The sequence below is a fragment of the Cellulosimicrobium protaetiae genome, assembly GCF_009708005.2.
Lineage (GTDB): Bacteria > Actinomycetota > Actinomycetes > Actinomycetales > Cellulomonadaceae > Cellulosimicrobium > Cellulosimicrobium protaetiae.
The window spans coordinates 1,737,435-1,761,103 of the sequence record NZ_CP052757.1 but is presented as its reverse complement, the minus strand read 5'-3'; the positions used below and the strand labels follow the sequence as shown (position 1 = coordinate 1,761,103).

18 protein-coding genes are annotated in these 23,669 nt (G+C 74.0%); 9 read left to right on the top strand and 9 right to left on the bottom strand.

Translation table 11 applies throughout. From position 1 onward, the window contains the following. Positions 1–13: 13 nt before the first annotated feature. The 3 genes from FIC82_RS07485 (at position 14) to FIC82_RS07475 (ending at position 3,148) form a co-directional block, all read left to right on the top strand. Positions 14–763 (top strand): helix-turn-helix transcriptional regulator, encoded by a 750-nt coding sequence (locus FIC82_RS07485; RefSeq protein ID WP_154798127.1) that lies wholly within the window; start codon positions 14–16, stop codon positions 761–763. A gap of 151 nt (positions 764–914) precedes the next feature. Beyond that, positions 915–1,733, top strand: coding sequence for an aldo/keto reductase (locus tag FIC82_RS07480; protein WP_216610002.1), 819 nt, complete (start codon positions 915–917; stop codon positions 1,731–1,733). An 86-nt stretch (positions 1,734–1,819) separates the two neighbouring features. Continuing rightward, positions 1,820–3,148 (top strand): Glu/Leu/Phe/Val family dehydrogenase, encoded by a 1,329-nt coding sequence (locus FIC82_RS07475; RefSeq protein WP_253691579.1) that lies wholly within the window; start codon positions 1,820–1,822, stop codon positions 3,146–3,148. Positions 3,149–3,189: 41 nt separating this feature from the next. On the opposite strand, the gene FIC82_RS07470 is transcribed toward FIC82_RS07475, so the two are convergent. From FIC82_RS07470 to FIC82_RS07455, 4 genes are all read right to left on the bottom strand, one after another. Next, entirely contained in the window at positions 3,190–5,064 is a 1,875-nt protein-coding gene (locus FIC82_RS07470) for a M48 family metallopeptidase (RefSeq protein ID WP_154798126.1), read from the bottom strand. A gap of 120 nt (positions 5,065–5,184) precedes the next feature. Then, positions 5,185–6,012, bottom strand: a complete 828-nt coding sequence (locus FIC82_RS07465; RefSeq protein WP_154798125.1) for a tryptophan-rich sensory protein — start codon at positions 6,010–6,012, stop codon at positions 5,185–5,187. A 116-nt stretch (positions 6,013–6,128) separates the two neighbouring features. Next, positions 6,129–6,863 (bottom strand): hydrogen peroxide-dependent heme synthase, encoded by a 735-nt coding sequence (hemQ, locus tag FIC82_RS07460; RefSeq protein ID WP_154798124.1) that lies wholly within the window; start codon positions 6,861–6,863, stop codon positions 6,129–6,131. 40 nt (positions 6,864–6,903) lie between these two features. Then, positions 6,904–8,124 (bottom strand): ferrochelatase, encoded by a 1,221-nt coding sequence (locus FIC82_RS07455; protein ID WP_154798123.1) that lies wholly within the window; start codon positions 8,122–8,124, stop codon positions 6,904–6,906. A 203-nt stretch (positions 8,125–8,327) separates the two neighbouring features. Between FIC82_RS07455 and FIC82_RS07450 the strand changes: the two genes are divergently transcribed. Together FIC82_RS07450 and FIC82_RS07445 are read left to right on the top strand one after the other, a co-directional pair. Beyond that, positions 8,328–9,359 carry a DUF2804 domain-containing protein gene (locus tag FIC82_RS07450; protein ID WP_168731599.1) on the top strand — a complete coding sequence of 344 codons (1,032 nt, stop codon included), beginning with the start codon at positions 8,328–8,330 and terminating at the stop codon, positions 9,357–9,359. Between the two features lie 164 nt (positions 9,360–9,523). Beyond that, a complete protein-coding gene (locus FIC82_RS07445) occupies positions 9,524–10,822 on the top strand; it encodes an alkaline phosphatase (protein WP_253691569.1) in 1,299 nt (432 codons plus the stop codon). Positions 10,823–10,944: 122 nt separating this feature from the next. Here FIC82_RS07445 and FIC82_RS07440 read toward each other — a convergent pair whose 3' ends face one another. The 5 genes from FIC82_RS07440 to FIC82_RS07420 all read right to left on the bottom strand — a co-directional run bounded on the left by FIC82_RS07440 (position 10,945) and on the right by FIC82_RS07420 (position 17,872). Then, positions 10,945–12,006 (bottom strand): carbohydrate ABC transporter permease, encoded by a 1,062-nt coding sequence (locus FIC82_RS07440; RefSeq protein ID WP_253691567.1) that lies wholly within the window; start codon positions 12,004–12,006, stop codon positions 10,945–10,947. Then, a complete protein-coding gene (locus FIC82_RS07435; protein ID WP_171445694.1) occupies positions 12,003–12,965 on the bottom strand; it encodes a carbohydrate ABC transporter permease in 963 nt (320 codons plus the stop codon). The genes FIC82_RS07440 and FIC82_RS07435 overlap by 4 nt, the downstream gene beginning before the upstream one ends. A 158-nt stretch (positions 12,966–13,123) precedes the next feature. After that, complete coding sequence (locus FIC82_RS07430) at positions 13,124–14,524, bottom strand: ABC transporter substrate-binding protein (protein ID WP_154798122.1); 1,401 nt, start codon at positions 14,522–14,524, stop codon at positions 13,124–13,126. 118 nt (positions 14,525–14,642) lie between these two features. Next, positions 14,643–16,349: a glycoside hydrolase family 13 protein gene (locus FIC82_RS07425; RefSeq protein WP_171445730.1), complete on the bottom strand. Its 1,707-nt coding sequence runs from the start codon at positions 16,347–16,349 to the stop codon at positions 14,643–14,645. Positions 16,350–16,840: 491 nt separating this feature from the next. Then, on the bottom strand, positions 16,841–17,872 hold the full coding sequence (locus tag FIC82_RS07420; RefSeq protein ID WP_154798121.1) for a LacI family DNA-binding transcriptional regulator: 1,032 nt from the start codon (positions 17,870–17,872) through the stop codon (positions 16,841–16,843). A gap of 290 nt (positions 17,873–18,162) precedes the next feature. Here FIC82_RS07420 and FIC82_RS07415 point away from each other — a divergent pair, with 290 nt between their 5' ends. The 4 genes from FIC82_RS07415 to FIC82_RS07400 are packed head-to-tail and all read left to right on the top strand — an operon-like array spanning position 18,163 to position 23,539. Continuing rightward, positions 18,163–20,010, top strand: coding sequence for a beta-N-acetylhexosaminidase (locus tag FIC82_RS07415; RefSeq protein WP_253691565.1), 1,848 nt, complete (start codon positions 18,163–18,165; stop codon positions 20,008–20,010). Continuing rightward, entirely contained in the window at positions 20,007–21,665 is a 1,659-nt protein-coding gene (locus tag FIC82_RS07410) for an N-acyl-D-amino-acid deacylase family protein (RefSeq protein WP_154798120.1), read from the top strand. Before FIC82_RS07415 ends, FIC82_RS07410 begins: the two co-directional genes overlap by 4 nt. A gap of 46 nt (positions 21,666–21,711) precedes the next feature. Continuing rightward, positions 21,712–23,088 (top strand): alanine racemase, encoded by a 1,377-nt coding sequence (locus FIC82_RS07405; protein WP_154798119.1) that lies wholly within the window; start codon positions 21,712–21,714, stop codon positions 23,086–23,088. A gap of 43 nt (positions 23,089–23,131) precedes the next feature. Next, positions 23,132–23,539, top strand: coding sequence for a RidA family protein (locus FIC82_RS07400; protein ID WP_087469635.1), 408 nt, complete (start codon positions 23,132–23,134; stop codon positions 23,537–23,539). Positions 23,540–23,669 lie beyond the last annotated feature (130 nt).

Here is a 23,669-nt window from a genome sequence, read left to right as displayed (position 1 = left end):
GATCCGGGGCGACATGGCACCCGTCCGAGACAACCAGTGGCCCGAGGGCGCGGCGCTCCTCGCCGCGCTCAGCCCCGCCATGGTCGCGCTCATGGACGAGCTGCCCGACACGATGTTCTGCGCCAAGGACGTCACGGGCCGGTACGTCGCGGTCAACCCGGTGTTCGTCGCGCGGACCAACGAGCGCTCCCGCCGCGCGGTGCTGGGCCGACGCGCGCGCGACCTGTTCGTCGCGCAGCTCGCCGAGCGCTACGAGCAGCAGGACGCCGAGGTGCTGCGCGGGCGCGCGCTGCGCGGCGAGCTCGAGCGCATCCGGCGGCTCGGCGGCACGTCGGGCTGGTTCCTCACCTCCAAGCTCCCCGTGCACGACGACGCCGGTCACCTCGTGGGGATCGTCTCCGTCTCGCACGACCTGCGCGCGGGCGCGGCGGACGACGCGACGATGGACTCCCTCGCCGCGCTCGTCGCCGCGGTCGAGGCGGACCTCGGGGCGCGCTGGACGACGGCGCGGCTCGCCGAGGCGGCCGGGTCCACGCCCGCGGTGCTCGACCGGCGCGTGCGGCGTGTGTACGGCGTGACGCCGCGCCAGCTCGTGCTGCGGACCCGGGTCGACCACGCGACGCGCCTGCTCGCCGGGAGCGCGGCGTCGATCGGCGAGGTCGCGGCGGAGGGCGGCTTCTACGACCAGCCGTCGTTCACGCGCACCTTCGCGCGCCTCGCGGGCGAGACCCCGGCCCAGTACCGCCGCCGCACCCGCCGCTGACGGCACCCACCTCCCCCCGCCGAACCCGGGGTTGTGGTCGTCTCGGGCGCCGAACCCGGGCATGTCGGCCGGCTCAGCACCAGGGGCGGGCGAGGCGGGGGCGAGGCGCGCGCGGTGGCGAGCGACGGCGACGGGCACGGAGACTGGCGGCATGACCTCCACCAGCTCCTTCCCCGGCGCCTCCGCCGGCCCTGTCCCGACCGTCGACCTGCCCGGCGGCCCGATGCCGCTGCTCGGGCTCGGGACGTGGCAGTCCGAGGGCGACGACGCGTACCGCGCCGTCCGCCACGCGCTCGACGTGGGCTACCGGCACGTCGACACCGCGACGGGCTACGGCAACGAGGCGCAGGTCGGACGCGCGCTCGCCGACTCGTCCGTCGACCGCGCCGACGTGTTCGTCACGACCAAGCTCCCGCCCGACGCCGCGGGACGCGAGCGCGAGACGCTCGAGGCGTCGCTGCGCGACCTCGGCACGGACCACGTGGACCTGTGGCTCATCCACTGGCCGCCGGCGGGCGAGGCGTCGCCGTGGGTCTGGGAGCGGTTCGTCGAGCTGCGGAACGAGGGCAAGGCGCGGTCGATCGGGGTGAGCAACTACTCGGTCGAGCAGGTGGACGTCATCTCGGAGCAGGTCGGCGAGGCGCCCGCCGTCGACCAGATCCCGTGGAGCCCCGCCGACTACGACCACCGCCTCGCGCACGAGCTCGCGCAGCGCGGCGTCGTGCTCGAGGGGTACAGCCCGTTCAAGCGCACCGACCTCGACGCGCCGGTCCTCGCGGAGGTCGCCGCGGCGCACGGCGTCACGCCTGCCCAGGTCGTGCTGCGCTGGCACCTCGACCACGGGTTCGTCGTCATCCCGAAGTCGGTGACGCCGTCGCGCATCGAGGCGAACTTCCAGGTGACCGGGTTCTCGCTCGCCGCGGACGAGCTCGCCGCGATCGACGCCCTCGGGCACCGCCGGGGAGCATGACCGGCGAGCGCCCGCTCCGGAGGTAGCGTGATCCTCGGTGCCGCACACCCCCGCGGCACCGAGGAGAACCTCGAACCGGAGGAACCGTGACGACGACGTCCGTGCCGCCCACACTCACGAGCGGCGAACCCACCCCGCACGACCCGACTCCCCGCACGACCCGACAGACCGGCCCTGCGTCCGCCCTCGACACCGCGCACGCGCAGCTCGCGGGCGCGGTCGGCTTCCTCGGCTACGACGACGGCCTGCACGAGATGCTCGCGACGCCGCGGCGCGAGGTGAACGTCGCCGTCCCGCTGCGGCGAGACGACGGCCGCACCGTCCTCTTCCACGGCTATCGCGTCCAGCACAACGTCTCACGCGGCCCCGGCAAGGGCGGGCTGCGCTACTCCCCGAGCGTCGACGTCGACGAGGTGCGCGCGCTCGCGATGTGGATGACGTGGAAGTGCGCGATCGTCGACCTGCCGTACGGCGGGGCGAAGGGCGGGGTCGCGATCGACCCGCGCTGCTACTCCGAGGCCGAGCTCGAGCGCGTCACGCGCCGCTACACGTCGGAGATCATGCCGGTGATCGGCCCGGAGCGGGACATCATGGCGCCCGACATGGGCACGAGCGAACGCACCATGGCGTGGGTCATGGACACGTACTCGGTGAACCAGGGCTACACGATCCCGGCCGTCGTGACGGGCAAGCCCATCACCGTGGGCGGGTCGCTCGGGCGCACGACGGCGACCAGCGCGGGCGTCGTGCACGTCACCGCCGCGGCGCTCGACGAGGCGGGCGTGCCGCTGTCGGAGGTGAGCGTCGCGATCCAGGGGTTCGGCAAGGTCGGCTCGCACGCGGCGGCGCTGTTCGCGGCGCGCGGGGCGCGCGTCGTCGCGGTCTCCGACCAGTACGGCGGCGTCCACGACCCGGACGGGCTCGACGTGCGCGGGCTGATCGGTCACGTCGCGGAGACGGGCAGCGTCGTCGGGTTCGACCGCGCGGACCCGATCGACAACGACGCGCTGCTCGCACTGGAGGTCGACGTGCTGGTCCCGGCCGCGGTGGAGGGCGTGCTCGACGGCGACACCGCGCGGACGGTGCGCGCCCGCTGGGTCGTCGAGGGCGCGAACGGCCCGACGACGGCCGAGGGCGACCGCGTGCTCGCGAAGAACGGGGTGACGGTCGTGCCGGACGTGCTCGCGAACGCGGGCGGCGTCGTCGTCTCCTACTTCGAGTGGGTGCAGGCCAACCAGGCGTACTGGTGGACCGAGCAGGAGATCGGCGAGAAGCTCGAGCACCGCATGCTGCACGCGTACGACGAGGTGGCCGGCCTCGCGCGCCGCGAAGATCTCAGCCTGCGCGACGCCGCGCTCGTCATCGGCGTGCAGCGCGTCGCGGAGGCCCACCAGATCCGCGGGCTCTACCCCTGACGCCGGCGCTGACGGCGGCCGGCGCCCGGCCGTCGCCGCCGTCAGCGCGCCGGCGCCTCCTCCACCTGCGCGTGCGAGGACACCCCCGCGACAAGCGTCCGGCTGCTCGAGGGGTGGAGTCGCGCACCACCCCAGGTCTCGCGCAGAAGGAGGGTCGATCCGTCGACCATCGCGAGCTCGAGCCGCGCAGGCACCGCCTTGCGCACGCGAACCGTCGTGACGGCGTCGTACGGGACGAACCAGTGCTGCGCGACGAGCTGCGCGGGGGTTCCAGACCGCAGGAGCCGGTGCAGGCGAAATGCACCGTCCAGCGCCCGCGCCGGCGACGGAACGAGGACGAGGCCCGTGTCCAGGACCAGGAGGTCGTGAAACCGACGGTTCGCCTTGACGTTGGCGATGCCCGTGAGCACCGACGAGCGCTCGATCGACGCCCCCTCGCTGACCTGCACTCCCTCGGCCAGGTCCACGCCGCACTCCGCCAGCACTGTCCGTGCCTGGTCCGTCGTCGCGGGATCCACCGCGAGGCGGGCGACATGCACGTAGTCCACCGGCTCGCCCGAGATGTCGATGAGCGTCGTCGGCGCGGACCACGACAGCTGCCATGACGCGCTGCCTGACCAGACCGCCGCAGCACGCAGCGCACACGTGACGCCCGCGACAAGGACCTCCCGCTGACGCTCGTCAGGGAGCCCGCGGGCGACGTCCCGCGCGAGAGCGGGCGCGCCGCCGGTCGCCAGCAGGCCGAGGAGGTCATCGAGATCGCCGCGCCCGCGCCCGCTCAGCCTCCCGACCGCCCGGTAGACGACGTCCGCCTCCCGCTGGTCGTGGCGCGGCAACGCCGCAGCGGCGAGCTGGTCCCAGGGCAGGACGGCTCGCGACCCGTACGCGAACTCCTCCCAGGCAACCTGTTCGGCATGCCGTTCCAGGTCCGGCACGAGCACGGACGCCGGCCGCTTGTCGACCGGTACGGCGCGGGGCTCGTGCGTCGTCGCCATCGCGACGAGGCGCGCGGCCGTCGACGGGTGCGCGTCCCACGGTGAGGACTCCTCCGAGGGCGCCTCGGCCCGGAGTACACCGATGGCCGCGGCGTACCCCCGCGTCATGAGCGCGAAGCCCGGTAGCAGCTCGGCCGGCGGGGGCCCGAGACCGTCGTCCCATCCGATCGTCACGTAGGAGTGGAGAAAGACCTGCCAGGTCGTGCTGATGACGTCGAGCTCTCTCAAGGCTCTCGCGGCCACGTCGCGCCCAGCGACGCGGACCGAGAACGCATCGGCCTCCAGTTCTTGGCGCCGCCGGACGTCGGCCGAGACCCGGAGGAAGAGCCGCGCGAAGGGACTCAGCAGCAACTGTCCGACGCGGTTGTCTCGAAGCTCCTGGACAGAAGCGACCACCAGCGCCTCACCTCGCCGCACGAGGGGTGCCAGATAGGTGTGCCGACGGGAGAAGTGGCCCATCTCGTGCGCGAGGACGGCACGGAGCTGGCTCACGTCCAAGCCCTGCAGCAGCGGCAGGCCCAGGGCCATTCGGCGCGTGCCCCCAGTGAGCCCGAGCAGCCGCACATCCTCGCTCACCGAAGCGTTGACCTCGAAAGTGAGCCGGATCGACGTAGGAGCCCGAGTGCCCACCGCGCTAGCCACCTCGCCCACCGTCGCCCACAGCTCCGGAGCGTCGTCCTCGGTGAGCACCGTCCCGAACGACCGGACTCCACGCACGCTCTGCGCCACCCTCCGGACGGCGATGCCCAGCCCTGCACCCAGAACGGCGGCGAGCAGGGCAAGCCCGCCCGCACCGGCCCCGTCGTGCTCCACGAGCAGCCAGACCGTCAGGACGACGAGACCGATGACAGTGCCGAAGGCAAGGGTGAAGAAGCCGACGAGAAGGAGCACGCTGAGGGCAGCGCGGAGGTGGATGGACATGCACGGCCTTTCGCACACGCACCGCGTCCCACGGTGACCTCGCGCGAGGATAGCGTCGTGCAGGTGCGCTCCGTCAACGGACGTTCGGCCGCGGGGGCGGGCGCGGCGACCGCGGTCCGGCTAGGCCTTCGCAGGGCGCGGGACGACGACGGCCGCGGCGAGCGCCACCACCGACGCGATCGCCGCAGTCCACGCGACGGTCGTGTCGACGAGGGGACCCTGGAACCGCCCGACGGCGATCCACGCGAGACCCCACGCCATCGCGAGACCGATGCCGAGCGCGACCGCCCGGCGTCCGGCGGTGAACACCGCCCACGCGACGGACAGCGCCGCGGCGAGCACGACGAGCACGACCGACCAGCCCGTCGCGCCGAGCCCGAGGTCTCCGGCACCCGCGTCCGCGAGCGCCGCGGCGACGTTCGCGAGCGTCGCGACGCTCACCCAGCCGGTGTAGAGGCCCATGGTCCCGTCGAGCACGACGGCCTGCGCGGTCGACTCGGGCCGCCGGCGCACGAGCCGCACGACGACCACCGCGTTGACCGCGAGCAGTGCCGCGATGACGACGACGCTGAGCGGGATCCACCCGGCCTGCACCACGCCGATCCACGCCGCGTTGAGGATCATGGAGACGAGGACCCACCACGCGGTCACGCGCAGCCGCGGGCTCGTCGCGTGCCGCGGCAGCACCTGGTAGACCGCGAACACGAAGAGGCCGAGGTAGATCAGCGACCAGATCCGGAACGCGGGGTTGTCGGGCGCGACGGGCGTGGCGGTCGAGGACAGCGCGCCGCCGGCGGTCTGCTCGACGGCCGTCCCGCCGAACGCCCCGGCGCCGTACGCGGCGGCGCCGGCGGCGACGAGCGAGCCGACGAGCACGACGACCTGGCGGACACGGTCGGAGGGGGCGGGCGCGGAGACGGCGCCGGCCGGGACGGATGCGGTGGTCATGACCCCAGCGTGGCATCACTCAGCATGCTGAGCATCCTGGGAGCAGGTACGTGCCAAGACGAGCCGGGCACCGTCCCCGCGAGCCGAGAACGACACGCCCGCCGCCGAGCACGCGGTCAGGCCAGGGGCTGGCGGTCCGCCCATGCCGTGAGCGTCGTGCGCGGGCCCGTGAAGAACGGGACCTCCTCGCGCACGTGGCGGCGGGCCTCCGTGGCGCGCAGCTCGCGCATGAGGTCGACGATGCGGTGCAGCTCGTCGGCCTCGAACGCGAGGATCCACTCGTAGTCGCCGAGCGCGAACGACGCGACCGTGTTGGCGCGCACGTCCGGGTAGTCCTTCGCTGCGAGGCCGTGGTCGCGCAGCATGGTGCGGCGCTCGGCGTCGGGCAGCAGGTACCAGTCGTACGACCGCACGAACGGGTAGACGGACAGGTAGTCGCGCGGCGCCTCGCCCGCGAGGAACGCCGGCACGTGGCCCCGGTTGAACTCGGCGGGACGGTGCAGCGCCGCGTTCGACCACACGGGCTCCAGGTGCGCCCCGAGGCCGCTCGCGCGCAGGCGCTGGTAGGCGCCCTGGACGGACTCGATCGTCGGGCCGTGCCACCACACCATGAGGTCGGCGTCCGAGCGCAGGCCGGCGACGTCGTACCAGCCGCGCACGACGAGGTCGCCGTTCGTGGCGGCCGGGTCGTCCCCGCCGCCGACGGCGGTCAGCGCGTCGGCCACGAGGCCCGCGCGCTCGTCCGCGTCGGCGGGCAGCGGCGCCGCCGTCGCGAAGACGGACCACATCGCGTAGCGGATGGTGGTGTTGATCTGCTCGTGGTCCGTAGGGACGCGCGCGGCGTCGTTCATCGGGGGCTCCTCCTGGTCGTGCGAGATCGTCGGTACGGGCTCAGCTGTGGACGTCCGTGCTGCACAGCGCCGGGACTCCGCTCGGCTCGCCGTCGCGGCGCAGGCAGCAGCCCGGCGCGCACACCGACCGGAACGCCGGGAGGTCACCCACCGTGGCCTCCTCGACGGTCTCGCCGCGCGCGAGCGCGGCGCGCTCGACGAGCAGGTCGACCAGGCCGCGCACGAACGGCTCGCGCGTGCTCACGGTGCCCGCGCGGACCGCGGTCATCCCGAGCCCCGTCGCGGTCTCCATCGCCTCGGTGTCGAGGTCGTACGCGACCTCCATGTGGTCCGACACGAAGCCGATCGGCGAGAGCACGACGTCGCGGACGCCGTCCTGCGCGAGGGCCTCCAGGTGGTCGTTCACGTCGGGCTCGAGCCACGGCTGGCTCGGCGGGCCCGACCGCGAGCAGTAGGCGAGGTCCCAGGCGACCTCGTGGCCGAGCCGCGCCGAGACCTCCGCGGCGATCACGCGCGCGAGGTCGAGGTGCTGCTCGGAGTACGTCGCGAACGAGATGCGTGACGCCGCCTCCATGGTGTCCGGGATGGAGTGCGTGACGAACACGAGGCGCGCGGCAGAGCCGTCGCCGCCCTTGTCCGCGAGCGCCGCGTAGCCGTCGAGCACCGCGTCGACGTTCGCCTGCGCGAAGCCGGGGTGGTTGAAGTACGAGCGCACCTTGTCGAACTGCACGCCCGTCGAGCCGTCGGGGCCGAGCTGGCCACGCCCGTCGAGCACGACCGCGAGGTCCTCGCGGTACTGCCGGCAGCCCGAGTACGACGAGTACGCGGACGTCACGAGCGCGACCGCGTTCTTCGCGCCCAGCGCCTCGAGCTCGTCGATCGCGTCGGTCGTGTACGGCTCCCAGTTGCGGTTGCCCCAGACCACCGGCAGCTCGACGCCGCGGCGCGCGAGCTCGGCCTCGAGCGCGGCCTTGAGCGCGAGGTTCTGCTCGTTGATCGGGCTCTTGCCGCCGAAGCCGTAGTAGTGCTCGCCGACCTCCTCGAGGCGCGCGTCCGGGATGCCCTTGCCCGCGGTGACGTTGCGCAGGAACGGCACGACGTCCTCGGGCTTGTTGGGCCCGCCGAACGAGTAGAGCAGGAGCGCGTCGTAGGGGCTCAGGTCGGGGGTGGGACCGGGGTCGACGACGCTCGCGGGGGCAGCGGCGGGCTCAGCGGCACGGCCCGTGTCGGCAGCGACGTCCTGGGGGGAGAACGGGGGCATGCTCCCGATCATGGCACCTGCTCCGGGGCCCGCCCGCCGGGAAACGGACCGCGCGGACGTGACATTGACGGGACAGAGTGTCACCTCGTCCGCTGGTGTCCCCGCAGCCCCTAGACTCGGCCCGCTCGCTCCTCGGGCCGGGCACCGGGCACCGTCGCCCGCCGCGCAGAGCCGCCCGAGCCGGACCACGTGGAGGTGGAGCGGTGGCGCTCCCGGAGATCACCGAGCGCGTCGCGCTCACCCTGCCCGACGGGAGCCTCGACCGACGTGCGGTCGGCTGGGCGCGCCAGCCGCTCGTCGACACGTCCGGCATCGCCCGCGACGGGCTGCGGCGCTGGACCCGCCACACCGGCCGGAACAAGCGCTGGGAGTACTGGGGCGTCGTCACCCCGACCCACGTCCTCGCCCTGACGGTGTCGTCGCTCGACTACGCGGCGGTGCACGAGGTCTGGGTCCTGGACCGGGAGTCCGGGCGCACCTGGGGCGCCGACGCGACCGTCGTGCCGGCGCGCGGGGTCTCGCTGCCAGGCTCGCTCGGGGACGGACCCGCCCGGGCGCGCGCGAAGAACCTCGCGATCGACCTCGACGAGGTCGACGGCGGGACGCGCCTGCGCGCGCGGACCCGCGACGTCTCGTTCGACGTCGTCGCCGAGCTGCCGCCCGGGCACGAGCGGCTCGCCGTCGTCGTGCCGTGGAGCGACACACGCTTCCAGTACACGGTCAAGGACGTCGCGCGCCCGGCGCACGGCACGCTGTGGGTCGACGGCCGGACGGTCGACGTCCCCGCGGGGCCCTCGTGGGCCGTCCTCGACCACGGCCGTGGGCGCTGGCCGTACGACGTCCGGTGGAACTGGGGCGCGGGCTCGGGCGAGAGCCACGGGCGGGTCGTCGGGGTCCAGATGGGCGGACGCTGGACGGTCGGCACGGGCTCGACCGAGAACGCGGTCCACCTCGACGGGAGGATCCACCACCTCCCCGAGGAGCTGGCCTGGGACTACGACCTCGCCGACCCGCACCGACCGTGGCGCGTGACCGGGGGCGGGCTCGACGCGACGTTCGAGCCCTTCCACACCAAGGTCACGCGCACGCACCTCGGCGTCGTGTCGTCGTCGACGGACCAGTGCTTCGGCACCTGGTCGGGCACGTTCACCTCGCCCGACGGCGAGGCGACCACCCCGCCGGTGCGGTTCGACGGGCTCGTCGGCTGGGCCGAGGAGGTCCACAACCGCTGGTGAGCGGCTCGTGTCCCGACCCGGGTTGCCAGTGCGGGCCCCCTGCCTAGCGTGGACTGCGACCGGCGGCACCGACGCCGTCGGGCGCGGCCCGCGCGCGACGGCGAACCCGTCCCCTCCGCGGCCGTGCCGGCACCGGCAGCGACGCCGGTGGGAAGGGGAGGCTCATGCAGTCACGACGAGGACAGCTCCGGGCGGGCACCACGGGGGTCGCGGCGGCCGCGGCGCTCGTGATGCTCCTGCCGTTCGGCGGGAGCGAGCGCGGCGACGGCCAAGGCCACGGCCAGGGTCAGGGCCAGGGGAACGACCGCGCCCGCAACGTCATCTTCATCCAGGGCGACGGGCTCGGCTTGTCGCACCGCGAGCTGATCCGGCTCGCGACGGTCGGCAAGGACGGGCAGCTCGCGATGGACTCGCTCGAGCACGCCGGCTGGACCACCACGGACTCGGCCGATCCCGAGGAGGCCGTCACCGACTCGGCCGCGGGCGCGACCGCGTTCGCGTCCGGGGTGCGGACGTACAACGGGGCGGTCGGCGTCGACGTCGACGGCAACCCGGTCCCGACCCTCCTCGAGGCGGCCCGCGGCGCGGGCAAGGCCACCGGTCTGGTCACGACGGCACAGGTCACCGACGCGACCCCCGCGGCGTTCGGGGCGCACGTGCCCGACCGCGGCGACCAGAGCGAGATCGCGCGCCAGTTCCTCGAGAGCTCGCGGCCCGACGTCGTCCTCGGCGGCGGCGAGGACTGGTGGTTCCCGGCGGGCGAGCCGGGCGCGTGGGAGGACAACCCCGCCAAGGACCCGACCGAGCAGAGCAAGGGGACGAAGGGGAACCTCGTCGAGCGCGCGCAGGACCTCGGCTACACCTACGTGAGCGACGCCGAGGGGCTCGCGGACGCGCACGGACGCAAGCTGCTCGGTCTGTTCGCCAACGAGGAGATGTTCGAGCAGCGCAACGAGGGCGAGGGCGACCTGTACGAGCCGGAGGTGCCGCTCGTCGACATGACGGCCAAGGCGCTCGACGTGCTGAAGCGCGACCGCGACGGGTTCTTCCTGCTCGTCGAGGAGGAGGCGGTGGACGAGTTCGCGCACCGCAGCAACGCGACGCGGACGATCCAGGCCGGGCAGGCGCTCGACGAGACCGTCGCGCTCGCGCTCGACTTCGCGAAGAAGAACCGGGGCACGCTCGTCCTGGTCGTGGGCGACCACGCGACGGGTGGGCTCGCGATCGAGAACGTCGACCCCGAGGACGAGGGCGGCGAGGGCGCGACCGCCGAGGACGGCCCGTTCGACCTCGCCGGCTCCGACCTCCAGTTCACGGTCGACTGGACGACGGGCGGCCACACCGGCGAGGCCACGCCGATCACCGCGCAGGGGCCGGGCGCCGAGCGGCTCGCGGGCGCGCAGCGCAACACGGACGTCCACGACGCCGTCCTGCGCGCGATGCAGGGCCGGGGCCGCGGCTGAGGCGACCCGACCGCCCGGGCCGCGTGCGCCGTCGAGCACGACACCGCGCGCGGTCGAGAACGACCTGGGTGCCGTTGTCCGGCGGACAACGGCACCCAGGTCGTGTTCGGCAGCAGGCAGGGTCAGCCCTTGACCGCTCCTCCCAGGCCCGCGCCCTGGAGGAACATGCGCTGGAAGACGAGGAACAGGCCGACCGGGATGAGCGTGGAGATCGCGAGCGCCGCGAGGAACACCCCGAGGTCGGTCGACGCCTCGATCGACGGCAGGCGCACGGACAGCGGCTGGATCGCCGGGTCCTTGAGGACGAGCAGCGGCCAGAGGAAGTCCTTCCAGGCCGCGATGACCGCGAACACCGACACGACGCCGATGATCGGCTTGGACATCGGCAGCACGACCGACCAGAACAGCCGGTACGGCCCGGCGCCGTCCATGCGCGCGGCCTCGAACACCTCGCGCGGCAGGCTGTCGAAGAACCGCTGGACGAGCAGCACGTTGAACGCGCTCGCGCCCGCCGGCAGCCACACGGCCCAGAAGCTGTTGATGAGCGACCGGCCGAGCAGCGGCGGGTCGAGGATCGTCAGGTACAGCGGCACGAGCAGGACGATCGCCGGGACGAACATCGTCGACAGCACGAGCGCCTGCACGACCTTCCCGTACCGGGGCCGCAGGACGGACAGCGCGTAGCCGCCCGTCGTCGCGACGAGGATCTGCGACGCCCACGACCCGACCGCGAGCCAGATCGTGTTGAGGAAGTACCGGCTGACCTGGACGTCGTTCCACGCCTTGTCGAGGTTGTCCCACGCGATGCCGTTCGGGAAGATCGCCATCGGCGTGCGCAGGATGTCCTGCGTCGGCGTGACGGCGTACTTGGCGAGCAGCAGCATCGGGCCGAGGCCCGCGACGACGAGGATCACGAGCAGCAGCACGTGCGTGGTGCCCATCCCCCACCGGATGGACGGGCGGCGCCAGTCCGCCTCGGAGAGCGCGCCGCGGTCCTCGACGCCGTCGAGCGCCCTACGCCGCCGAGCGCGCACCCTGCGGCGCTCGGACTCGCGCCGGTTGCGGCTGGCCTCCGCGGCGCGGCGCGAGGTGCCCGCCGGGTCGTCGACCGCGTCCGTCGTGGCCGCGGAGTCCTGCGAGACGACGCCGATCTCGCTCGGGTTGTCGGTGGGCGAGAGAGTCATGACGTGCTCCAGGACCGGGTGAGCCGGAAGTAGAGGACCGAGAAGACGGCGAGGACGGCCGCGAGCATGATCGACAGCGCGGTCGCCGCCCCGTAGTCGCCGCCGAGGCTGTTCTGGAAGGCGTAGCGGTAGATGAGCAGCAGGATCGTCAGCGTCGCGTTGTTGGGCCCGCCGCCCGTGAACAGGTAGGGCTCGAGGAAGACCTGCGCCGTGCCGATCACCTGGAGGATCAGCGTGATGAACAGGACCCCGCGCAGCGCCGGGAGCGTCACGTGCCAGATCTTGCGCCACAGCCCCGCGCCGTCCACCTCGGAGGCGTCGTAGAGCTCGGGCGGCACGCTCGTCAGGGCGGCGAGGTAGATGATGATCGTCCCGCCCGCGCCGGCCCACGTGGCGGCGAGCACGAGCGACGGCATCGCGGTCGAGGCGTCCTGGAGCCACGGGTACGGGCCGAGCCCGACCCAGCCGAGGATCGTGTTGAACACGCCCGTCGGGCTGCCGTTGTAGAAGAACTTCCACAGCAGCACGGCGACGACCGGCGGGACGACGACCGGGAGGTAGGCGAGCGCGGAGTACAGCCCGCGCGCCCGGCGGACCTCGCGCATGAGCACCGCCGCGACCAGCGGGATCGGGTACCCGAACAGCAGCGCGAGGAACGCGAAGTACAGCGTGTTCTTCACGGCCTTCCACAGGAGCGGGTCGGCCAGCACCTGACGGAAGTTGTCGAGCCCGACGAACGTCGGGTCGCTCACGAGGTTCGTCTCCTGGAAGCTCATGATCACCGCGCGCACGATCGGGAACCACGAGAAGACCCCGAAGATGAGGATCAGCGGAAGCAGGAAGACGAGGTTGCTCAGGCCGCCGCCACGGAACCACGTCACGGGGCTGCGGCGTCGGCCGCGGTCGGCCCGCGCGTGGGAGGCGGGTCCCCGTCGCGGCGGGGCGGTGGTGGCGGTCACGGGCGAACGTCCTTCGGTGCGGTGGGAGGTGCCCGACGACGCGAGGTGCGTCGCGCCGTCGGGCACCGGCGGGGTACGGGTCGGCCGGCAGGGGGCGCTGCCGGCCGGCCCGGGTCTGCGGGTCGCGCGGCCCGGTGCGGACCGCGCGACCTGGGGCGTCAGCCCTGGTCGAGCAGGGCCTGCGCCTCGGTGTTCGCCTGCTCCAGCAGCGCGTCCACGTCGGCGTTCTCGTCGGTCAGGACGGCCTGGACGACGGGGTCGAGCAGGGCGTAGATCTCCTGCGTCTTCTGCGACGGCTCACCGACGAGCGGCAGGTCGAACATCGTGTCCGTGTAGCTCGTCATCTGGTCGAGCGGCACGTTGATGAAGTCGGCGATCCACTCCTGGTTCTGGAGGTACTGCTCCTCGGAGAACATCGGCAGGACCGGGGTGCCGACGGGCTGGTCGTTGGCGACCAGCGTCTCGGCGTCCGCGACGGCGCGCTTCTCGTCGACGAGCTTCGCGAGGTAGAAGAAGTCGATCCACTTGATCGCGGCCTCCTTCTTCGACTCGTCCACGTTGGCGGGCATCGCGGCGAGCGTGCCGCCCGTGAGGACGCCGGCGTCGTCGCCCTCGAGCGGGAGCGCCGCGAGGCCGTAGGTCGACTGGTCGACCGCGTTCGTCTGGACGAGCGACGTGAAGACGTCCGAGCCCGACGTGTACATCGCGACCTGGCCGGCGGCGAACGCCTGGTTCATCGTGCCCCAGTCGAGGAGGAAGTTGCTCCCGAGGGAGTTGTCCTCCCAGCGCATGGCCTTGAGCCACTCGAGCGCTTCCTTGGTGCCGTCGTTCGTGAGCGTCGAGGTGGCCTTGCCGTCCTCGGCGACCTCCTGCGTGCGACCGCCGCGCGCGAACGTGTTGACCGTGAGCTGCCAGCCGCCCGTGTTGTTCTGCGACATCTGCATGTAGCCCGCGACGCCCGGGTTGGCGTCCGCGATCTTCTTCGCCGCCTCGCGGACCTCGTCCCACGTGGCCGGCGGCTGGTCGGGGTCGAGCCCGGCCGACTCGAACAGCGCGCGGTTGTAGTGCAGGCCCACGCCGTACACGTTCTTCGCGGGGATCGCGTAGACGTGGCCGTCGGCGCCCGTCCCGGCCTCGATGATCGCCGGGTTGAACTTGTCGGCGTACGGCAGGGTGCGGAACTGCTCGTCGAGGTCGGCGAGCTGGCCGTTCTCGACGAGCGTCTTCGCGTCGGTGAACGGGATCTCGAAGACGTCGGGCAGCGTGCCGCCGGCGAGCTGGGGGGCGAACGTCGTCGCCTTCCACTCGTACTCCTCCGGCACGATGTCGATGTCCGGGTTCGCGGCCTCGAACTCCTCGACCTGCGCGTTGAAGGCGTCGATCGCCTCCTGCTCGGAGCCCGGGAGGAGGGAGACCACCTTGAGGGTGACCTTCCCGTCGCCGTCCGAGCCGCTGCTCTCGTCGTCGCTGCCCGAGCCGCCGCTCGAGCACGCGGCGAGCGTGCTGATCGCGAGCGCACCCGCGAGGGTGAGGGCGATCGCCTGACGTGTGGACTTCATCGTCACTCCTGTGTTCCGGTGGTGCTGGGTGTGTGTGCGGGTGGGTGCTGGGTGTCCGGGCCGACCGGCTCGCGGCCCGGGGACTGTGGCGGTCAGGCCTGACGGCTCGTGCGCGACGTCATGCGCGCAGCCAGACCGCGGTGTCGGGGGCGAGCCGCGTCGGTGGCTCCGACGTGTCCGCCCCGTGCGGGGTGCCGCTGTGGAGGAGGACCTCGGCGTCCGCGGGCAGCGGCACGTCCTCGGTCCCGAGGTTGACGACGCACGTGAGCACGCCGTCGTCGTCACCGTGCGCGTCGTCGCGCGTGTCACCGCGACGGAACGCGAGCACGTCGTCGCCGAGCGCGACCCCGCCGAGGGAGTCGAGCCAGCGGAACGCCTCGCCGTGCAGCGCGGGCTCGGCCCGTCGCGTCGCGAGGACGCGGCGGTAGAGCGCGAGCACCGACGTCTCGTCGTCGGACTGCGCCTCGACGGACACCTCACCCCAGCCGTGCGGCTGGGGAAGCCAGGGCTGCGCCCCGCCGTCCGGCCCGAACCCGTGGCTCGTGCCGCCGCGCGTCCACGGGAGCGGGACGCGGCAGCCGTCGCGGCCGGGGTCGACGCCGTCCGAGCGGAAGTGCATGGGGTCCTGGATCGCGTCGAGCGGCAGGTCCTCGACCTCGGGCAGGCCGAGCTCGTCGCCCTGGTAGAGGTACAGCGACCCCGGCAGCGCGGCCGAGAGCAGCGCGGCGGCCCGGGCCCGACGGCGCCCGGTCTCCAGGTCCGTCGGCGTGCCGAAGCGCTTGGCCGTGAACGCGAACGAGCTGTCCTCGCGGCCGTACCGCGTCACCGGGCGCGTCACGTCGTGGTTCGAGAGCACCCACGTCGCCGGCGCGGCGACCGGGGCGTGCGCGTCGAGCGTCGTCTGGACGGACTCGCGCAGCGCCTTCGCGTCCCATGGCCGCGCCATGAAGTCGAAGTTGAACGCCGTGTGCATCTCGTCCGGGCGCAGGTACTGGGCGAACCGCGCGCGGTCCGCGAGCCACACCTCGCCGACGAGCACGCGCGGCTCCTCGTAGGAGTCCGCGACGGCGCGCCAGCCGCGGTAGATGTCGTGCAGCTCGTCGCGGTCGACGTGGGGGTGCTCGCCGGGGCCGGGGTGGGCCGGGACCTCGGGCAGGGCCGGGTCCTTGACGAGCTGGGCCGCGGAGTCGATGCGGATGCCCGCGGCGCCGCGGTCGAACCAGAACCGCAGGATGTCCTCGTGCTCGCGGCGCACGTCGGGGTGGTTCCAGTTGAGGTCCGGCTGCTCGGGCGCGAACACGTGCAGGTACCACTCGCCGGGGGTGCCGTCGGGGTTCGTCGTGCGCGTCCACGTGCTGCCCTGGAACTCCGAGACCCAGCGCGTCGGGATCTCGGAGCCGTCCTCGCCCTTGCCCGGGTGGAACCAGAAGCGCTCGCGCTCGGGCGATCCCGGACCTGCGGCGAGAGCGGCCTTGAACCACTCGTGCTCGGACGAGACGTGGTTGGGGACGACGTCGATGATCGTGCGGATCCCGAGGTCGCGCGCCTCCGCGATGAGCTGCTCCGCCTCGGCCAGCGTGCCGAACTGGGGGTCGATCGCGCGGTAGTCGGCGACGTCGTAGCCGCCGTCCGCGAGCGGGGACACGTACCAGGGGGTGAACCAGATCGCGTCGACGCCGAGGTCGCGCAGGTAGCCGAGGTGCTGCCGGACGCCCGCGAGGTCGCCGGTGCCGTCGCCGTTCCCGTCCGCGAAGCTGCGCACGTACACCTGGTAGATCACGGCGCTGCGCCACCAGTCGGGCGACGCCGCCGCCGGCTCCCGCACCGCCTGCGCGAGGGTCGCGTCGGGGGTGGGTTCGCCGTCGGCGACTCGGGGGTGATCGTTGCTCACCGCGTCCTCTTCCGTGAGTTCGTGGGCCACGCGACCCGGGGGCCGCGCCTCGCCTGCTGCTGCGCACTGCGTCCGATCCGACCGGGGGACTCCCCGGGACGGTCGTCGTGCACCGGGTGCCGACCGCGCCGTCGTGGACGACTGTAACTAGACGACATGATCCGCGCAAGAATCTGACAGTGCCGTTATCGAAACGCTATCTCTTGACGTCGAGAGAACTACCGACGCTTGCGGGAGCGCCGTGGGCGCCGCGCGCCGCACCGACCACGGACCTCCGCGCGCGCCGATCCCGGGGATATCGGCGGACCCGGGCTCCGTCGTGCCGACAACCCCGGGTTCGGCGACCGCGGGAGGGCACGACGACGAGGGCCCCGGTCCGGCGCGTGCGAGCGGCCGGGCCGGGGCCCTGGAGGAGTCGGTACGGACTAGGAGGCGGTGGCCTCACGGCCGGCGGCGTGCGCCGCGGCGGTCGAGCCGCGCACGACGAGCTCGGGCTCGAACAGGAGCTCGTCGCGCGAGACGTCGGCACCCGCGATCATGCTCGCGAGCAGGTCGACGGCCGCCCGGCCCATGGGCTCGATGGGCTGGCGGACCGTGGTCAGCGCCGGGTCGGTGGAGTTCATGAGGTTCGAGTCGTCGTAGCCGACGACGGACACGTCCGTCGGGACGTCGAGACCCGCGCGCCGGACCGCGCGCACGGCACCGAGGGCGAGAGGGTCGCTCGCGCACACGATCGCCGTCGCGCCGGCCTCGAGCAGCCGGTTCGCGGCGGCCTGCCCGCTCTCGAGCGAGTACTGGCTGTGCACGACGAGGGTCGGGTCGAGCACGTGCCCCTGCCGCTCGGCGAACGCCTGCGCTGCGGCGAGCTTGCGCTCGGATGGCACGTGGTCCGCCGGCCCGAGCAGCAGGCCGACCTTCTCGTGGCCGAGCGAGAGCACGTGGCCGAGCGCCTGGTTCATCGCGACGAGGTCGTCGCACGAGACGCGCGGGAAGTCGAGGTCCTCGATCGAGGCGTTCATGAGCACGACCGGCAGCCCGAGCTTCTCGAGCCGGCGGAAGTGCGCGTGGTCGGCCAGGCGCTCCGCGTAGAACCCGCCCGCGAAGATCACGCCCGACACGTGCTGACCCAGGAGCAGGTCGATGTACTCGGCCTCCGTGACGCCGCCCGCGGTCCGCGTGCACAGCACCGGCGTGAAGCCCTGCTGCGCGAGCGCACCGCCGATGACCTCGGCGAACGCCGGGAAGATCGGGTTGACGAGCTCGGGGAGCACGAGCCCCACGAGGCGCCCGCGCTCGCCGCGCAGCTTGGTCGGCCGCTCGTAGCCGAGCACGTCGAGCGCGGTGAGCACCGCGTCGCGCGTCGCCTGCGAGACGCCGGGCTTCCCGTTGAGCACGCGGCTCACCGTGGCCTCGCTGACACCGACCTTGGTGGCGACCTCCGCCAGACGTCTCGACATGCCGTCGACTATACGCGCGGTTGCAAGCCGCTTGCGTGAATCCGGGACCGCCGAACGCATGCTTGCGTCGCCCGACCCTCGCCGGGTCGCGAGTCCCACCCCCGCCCCTCTCGCTCCCGCTCCCGCCGAGCACGACATGGGGGTCGCCATGACGCTCCTCCCGACCGCCATGTCGTTCTCGGTGCGGATGGCGGCGTTCTCAGCGCTGGGCGGGGTGGGCGGGACGGGGAGAGGCCCGCCTTGCCCGGGGCGAGTGGGGAGTCGACGGCGGTTGCGGCTAGGCTCGTTCGGTGTCCTTCCAAAAGGTGCCCACGTCACGCTCCGAGTTCACGACGGACCCCTCCGGGATCCTCCCGGCTCCGGTGGCGCTGACGCCCGGGGACGGCACGACCGTCGTCGCCGACGGGACGCGGGTCCTCGCCGACCCGGCGCTGCGCACAGCCGCACGCTGGTGGAGCCGCGCCACGGAGGACGCCTTCGGCATCGACCTCGTGCCCGTCGATCCCGCCGCGGACACCCCGGCACCTCGCCCCGCTGACGCTTCTCCGGAGGTGCCCGCGCGGGGGTCCCACGTCGGCCAGGCCACGGTGACGTTCGCGCTCGACCGCGGCCTCCCGCCGTCGGGCTACCGCCTCACGGTCGACGCCGCCGGGGTCCGCGTAGACGCCGGTGACCTCGACGGCGCGCACGCGGCCGCGCAGACGCTCCGCCAGCTCGCCGGCCCGGCCGCGTTCCGCCGGGCGCCGGTCCCGGCCGTGACGAGCGCGGCAGCGGACGACCACCACGGGCAGCTCGTGCTCCCCCACGTCACGATCACCGACCACCCCCGGTTCCCGTGGCGCGGCGTGCTGCTCGACGTCGCGCGCCACTTCCTCCCGAAGGCCGACGTGCTGCGGTTCGTCGACCTCGCCGCGGCGCACCGCCTCAACGTGCTCCAGCTCCACCTCACCGACGACCAGGGGTGGCGCATGGAGATCGCGCGCTATCCCCGGCTCACGGAGGTCGGGGCGTGGCGGCGCGAGTCGGGCGTCGGGACGTGGCGCGCCGGGGTGTTCGACGGCCGCCCGCACGGCGGCTTCTACACGCAGGACGACCTGCGCGAGATCGTCGCGTACGCGCGCGAGCGGGGTGTGACGGTCGTGCCGGAGATCGACGCGCCGGGTCACGTGGAGGCGGCCGTCGCGGCCTACCCGGAGCTGGGCACGCGCAAGCAGCGGCACGAGGTCCGCACGACCTGGGGCGTGAGCACCGAGGTGCTCGACCCGTCCGAGGAGTCGCTGGAGTTCTTCCGGAACGTGCTCGACGAGGTGCTCGACGTGTTCGACGCGCCGTTCGTCGCGATCGGCGGTGACGAGGTCCCCACGACGCTGTGGCGCGAGAACCCGGCGATCGTCGCGCGTGCGGAGGCGCTCGGGCTCGACGACGTCGGCGGGCTGCACGGCTGGTTCCTCGCCCGGCTCGCGGAGCACGTCGCGTCCCGCGGGCGCCGCGCGGTCGTGTGGGACGAGGCGTTCGGGCCCGCGCTCCCCCGCGACGTCGTCGTGACGTCGTGGCGCGGCTGGGCCGTCGGGGCGGACGCGCTCGCCGCCGGCCACGACGTCGTCATGGCCCCGGAGCAGGTCGTCTACCTCGACCACCGCGGCGGCGACGCCCCGGACGAGCCGGTGCCGGTCGGCTTCCTCACGACGCTCGACGACGTGTACGCGTTCGAGCCGCTGCCGGCCGGGCTCGCGAGCACGCGACAGGACGCAGGCACGAGCGACGGTCGCACCGGCGCCCTCCTGGGCGGCCAGGCCGAGCTGTGGTCCGAGCACCTCGACTCCGCTCGCCGCGTCGACTACGCCGCGTTCCCGCGCCTCGCGGCGTTCGCGGAGGTGATGTGGTCGGCGGCGACGGACCGGTCCCCGGGCTCGCCCGCCTCGATCGACTTCCGCGAGCGCCTCGTGACGCACCACCTGCCGCGCCTCGACGCGTACGGGGTCGAGTACCGCCCGCTCGACGGACCGCACCCGTGGCAGACCCGGCCCGGCGTCGCGGGCTGGCCCCGCGACCGCGCGGCCGAGCTCGCCGCGGGCGGGCTGCGCGGCGTCGGCGGCTGGGTCGAGGGTCGCGACGAGGACGAGGGCGGCCCCGCATGAGCGCGCTCGTGGTCCGCGGCGCGCGCCTCGTCCTGCCCGACGGCGGCGCCTCCTCCCCCGTCGACGTCACAGTCCGCGCGGGCCGCGTCGAGAGCGTGGCCCCGGCCGCGGCCACCGCCCCCGCCGACGCCGACGTGCTGGACGCGGGCGAGCGCCTGCTGCTGCCGGGTTTCGTGGACGCGCACGTGCACGGCGAGGCCGCGGTCCTGGACGAGGACGTGCAGCTCGCGATGCTGCGCCAGGGCGTGACGAGCGTCGTCGTCGGGCAGGACGGCGTGTCCTACGCGCCCTCGCCCGCGCCGGGCGAGGCGTCCGGGCCGGGCGACGAGACGGCGTCGGGCCTGCACGACGCCGCCACCTGGGCGAGCGGGTACTTCGCCGCGATCAACGGCGAGCACCCGACGTTCCGCGGCGGGTCCGTCGCGGACCTGCTCGCGACCTACGACCGCTCGACCCGGGTCAACGTCGGCTACCTCGCCCCGCACGGCACGATCCGCTACGCCGTCCTGGGGGCTGCGGCACGCACCGCGACGCCCGCCGAGACGGACCGGATGCGCGCCCTGCTCACGGCCGCGCTCGACGACGGCGCGCTGGGCATGTCGACCGGCCTGGAGTACGTCCCGGCGACGTACGCCGACGAGGCCGAGCTCGTCGCCCTCACCGGCGTCCTCGCGGCCCGCCGACTCCCCCACGTGTCGCACATGCGTGGCTACGAGGACAAGGCCGGCCCGGCGTTCGCCGAGCTCGTGCGCGTCGCACGCGCGTCCGGCGTCGCGACGCACGTCTCGCACTACCACGGCCCGGCCGCGGAGCTCCTGGGGTACGTCGACGACGCCCACGCCCAGGGCCTGGACGTCACGTTCGACTCCTACCCCTACCTGCGCGGGTGCTCGATCCTGTCGATGGTGTCGCTGCCGACGTGGCTGCCGATCGCCGACGTCGACGCGACCGTGGCCGCCCTGGCCGACCCCGCCGTGCTCGACCGCCTGCACCGCGAGCACTTCCCCGCCCTGGCCGACCTGTGGCCCCGCGTCACGATGGCGGCCGTCCCCACGGGCGCCGCTGCTGGGGCCCCCGCCGGCGAGCCCGCCGAGGACCTGACCTGGGCCGAGGGCATGACGCTCCCCGACGTCGCCGCCCGCCTGGGCCTGGCGCCGGCCGAGGCCGCGGTGCGTCTGCTCGTCGCGACGCACCTGCGCGCCTCGTGCGTGTTCGCCCAGCCCCCGACCAACTCCCCCGAGTCCGTCCGTGCGCTGCTGCGCCACGACGCGCACGTGGGCGGGTCCGACGCGATCTACGCCGGCGGCCGCCCCCACCCGCGCGGGTGGGGTGCCTTCGCGCGCTTCCTCGCCGAGCACGTGCGTACGCTCGGGGACTGGACGTGGCACGACGCCCTCACGCACCTCTCGACACGGCCCGCCGCGCGGTTCGCGCTCGCCGGGCGCGGCGTGGTGGTGCCGGGGGCGGTCGCGGACCTCGCGCTCGTCGACCCCGACCGGGTGCGCGACGAGGCGACGTACGAGGACCCGCGCCGCCCGGCGTCGGGCGTGGACGACGTGCTCGTGGCGGGCGTCCCCGTCCTGCGCGACGGCTCGCTGACCGACGCCCTCCCGGGCCGGCCGCTGCGCCCGGGCGCGGGCGTGCCGCTGGCGTGAGCCGCGAGCCGTCCAGCACGAGAGCCCCACTCCCGAGGAGGACCACATGACCGGCACGACGGACGACGCCGCGCGTCCCGCACCCGACCGACCCTGGGCGCACGACGCCGTCGGGCCCCGGACCAAGGGCCTGCGGCTCGACGGCCCGGCGACCGTCGCGGACGTGCTCGCGGGCTCGCCGCGCGTCACGGACGGTGCCTTCTCCTGGCCGCTGCTCACGCTCGACGACGCGACGCTCGACCACAACGTCGGCGTCGTCGCGCGCGTGTGCGCGGAGCGTGGCGTCGAGCACGCGCCCCACGTGAAGACGACCATGTCGCGCGCCCTGTTCGCGCGCCAGGCCGCCGCGGGCGCGTGGGGCGCGACGGTCGCCACGCCCGCCCAGCTCCGCACGGTGCGCGACTGGGGCGTGCCGCGCGTGCTGCTCGCGAACGAGCTGCTCGACCCGCGCGAGATCGCATCGCTGCGCGAGGACCTGGCGCGCGCCGACGCGGCCGGACGCGCGGACGAGGTGTGGCTCTGCGTCGACTCGCCGCACGGCGTGGAGCTGCTCGCGCGCGGCCTCGCCGCCGCGCCCGCCGCCGTCCGGGCACGCCTGGGTGTGCTCGTCGAGCTCGGCGTCCCGGGCGGGCGCACGGGCGTGCGCAGCACCGCCGCCGCGCTCGACCTCGCGCGCGCCGTCCACGCGGCGGGCCTACGACTCCTCGGCGTGACGGGGTACGAGGGCTCGGTCGCGGGCGGCACGAGCGCCGACGAGCTCGCCGCCGTCGCCGCGTGGTGCGACGGTCTGCGCGACCTCGGCGCCGCGTTCGTCCGCGAGGGCCTCGCGGGCGTCGACGAGCCGCTCGTGCTGTCCGCGGGCGGCAGCTCGTTCCTCGACGTCGTGCTCGCCGAGCTGCCCGGGCCGGTCGCCGGCGCCGACGGTCGCGAGGTCGAGGTCCGCGTCGTCGTGCGCTCGGGCGCGTACGTCACGCACGACCACGGCTTCTACTCGCGCACCGACCCGTGGAGCCGCATCCCCGGCGCCGAGCCGCTGCAGGGCGCCGCGACCGTCTGGGGCCAGGTCCTGTCCGTCCCCGAGCCCGGCCTCGCGGTCTGCGGCATCGGGCGCCGCGACGTGTCGTTCGACATCGACCTGCCCGTCGCGCTCTGGCTGCGCTCGCAGTCCGACGACGGCTGGCTGCCCGCGCGCGAGCTCGCCGGGACGCGCGTGACCGCGCTCAACGACCAGCACCTCTACCTCGCGCTCGACGCCGACGAGGCAGGCGCCAGTCAGGTCACCGGCCCCGCGACCGCCCAGGTCCGCCCGGGCGACGTCGTCGGGTTCGGCATCTCCCACCCCTGCACGACGTTCGACCGCTGGCGCGTTGCCGCCGTCGTGCGCGGCGACGAGGTCGTGGACCTCGCGACCATCGATCTCTGACCACGCCCGCCGAACGACACACCGAAGATCCCGAGAGGACACCATGACCAGCGAGAAGACCGCGATCTCGACCCCCGACGCCCCGGCGCCCGCGCACACGTTCCACCAGGGCGTGCGCAAGGGCCCGTTCGTCCAGGTCTCCGGCCAGGGCCCCGTGGACCCCGCGACGAACGAGTACCTGTACCCGGGCGACGTCGCCGCGCAGACCACGCGCACGCTCGAGAACGTGCGGGCCATCGTCGAGGCGTCCGGCGCCACGTTCGACGACGTCGTCATGCTGCGCGTCTACCTCACGAAGCGCGAGGACTTCCCGATCATGAACGACGCGTACGGCGCGTTCGTCGCGCAGCACACCACGAAGGGCGTGCTCCCCAGCCGCACCACGGTGTTCACCGGCCTGCCGCGCGAGGAGATGCTCGTCGAGATCGACGCCTTCGCCATCACCGACTGACCTCGCGCCACGCTGCGGGCGCGCAGGGCCCGGTCCTCCGTCGAGGGCCGGGCCCTTCCCTGTTCCCACGACGGCCCGACCCCCGGCACTGTGGGACGCGGCACGTAGCATGCGCGGCGGGAGGTGACGG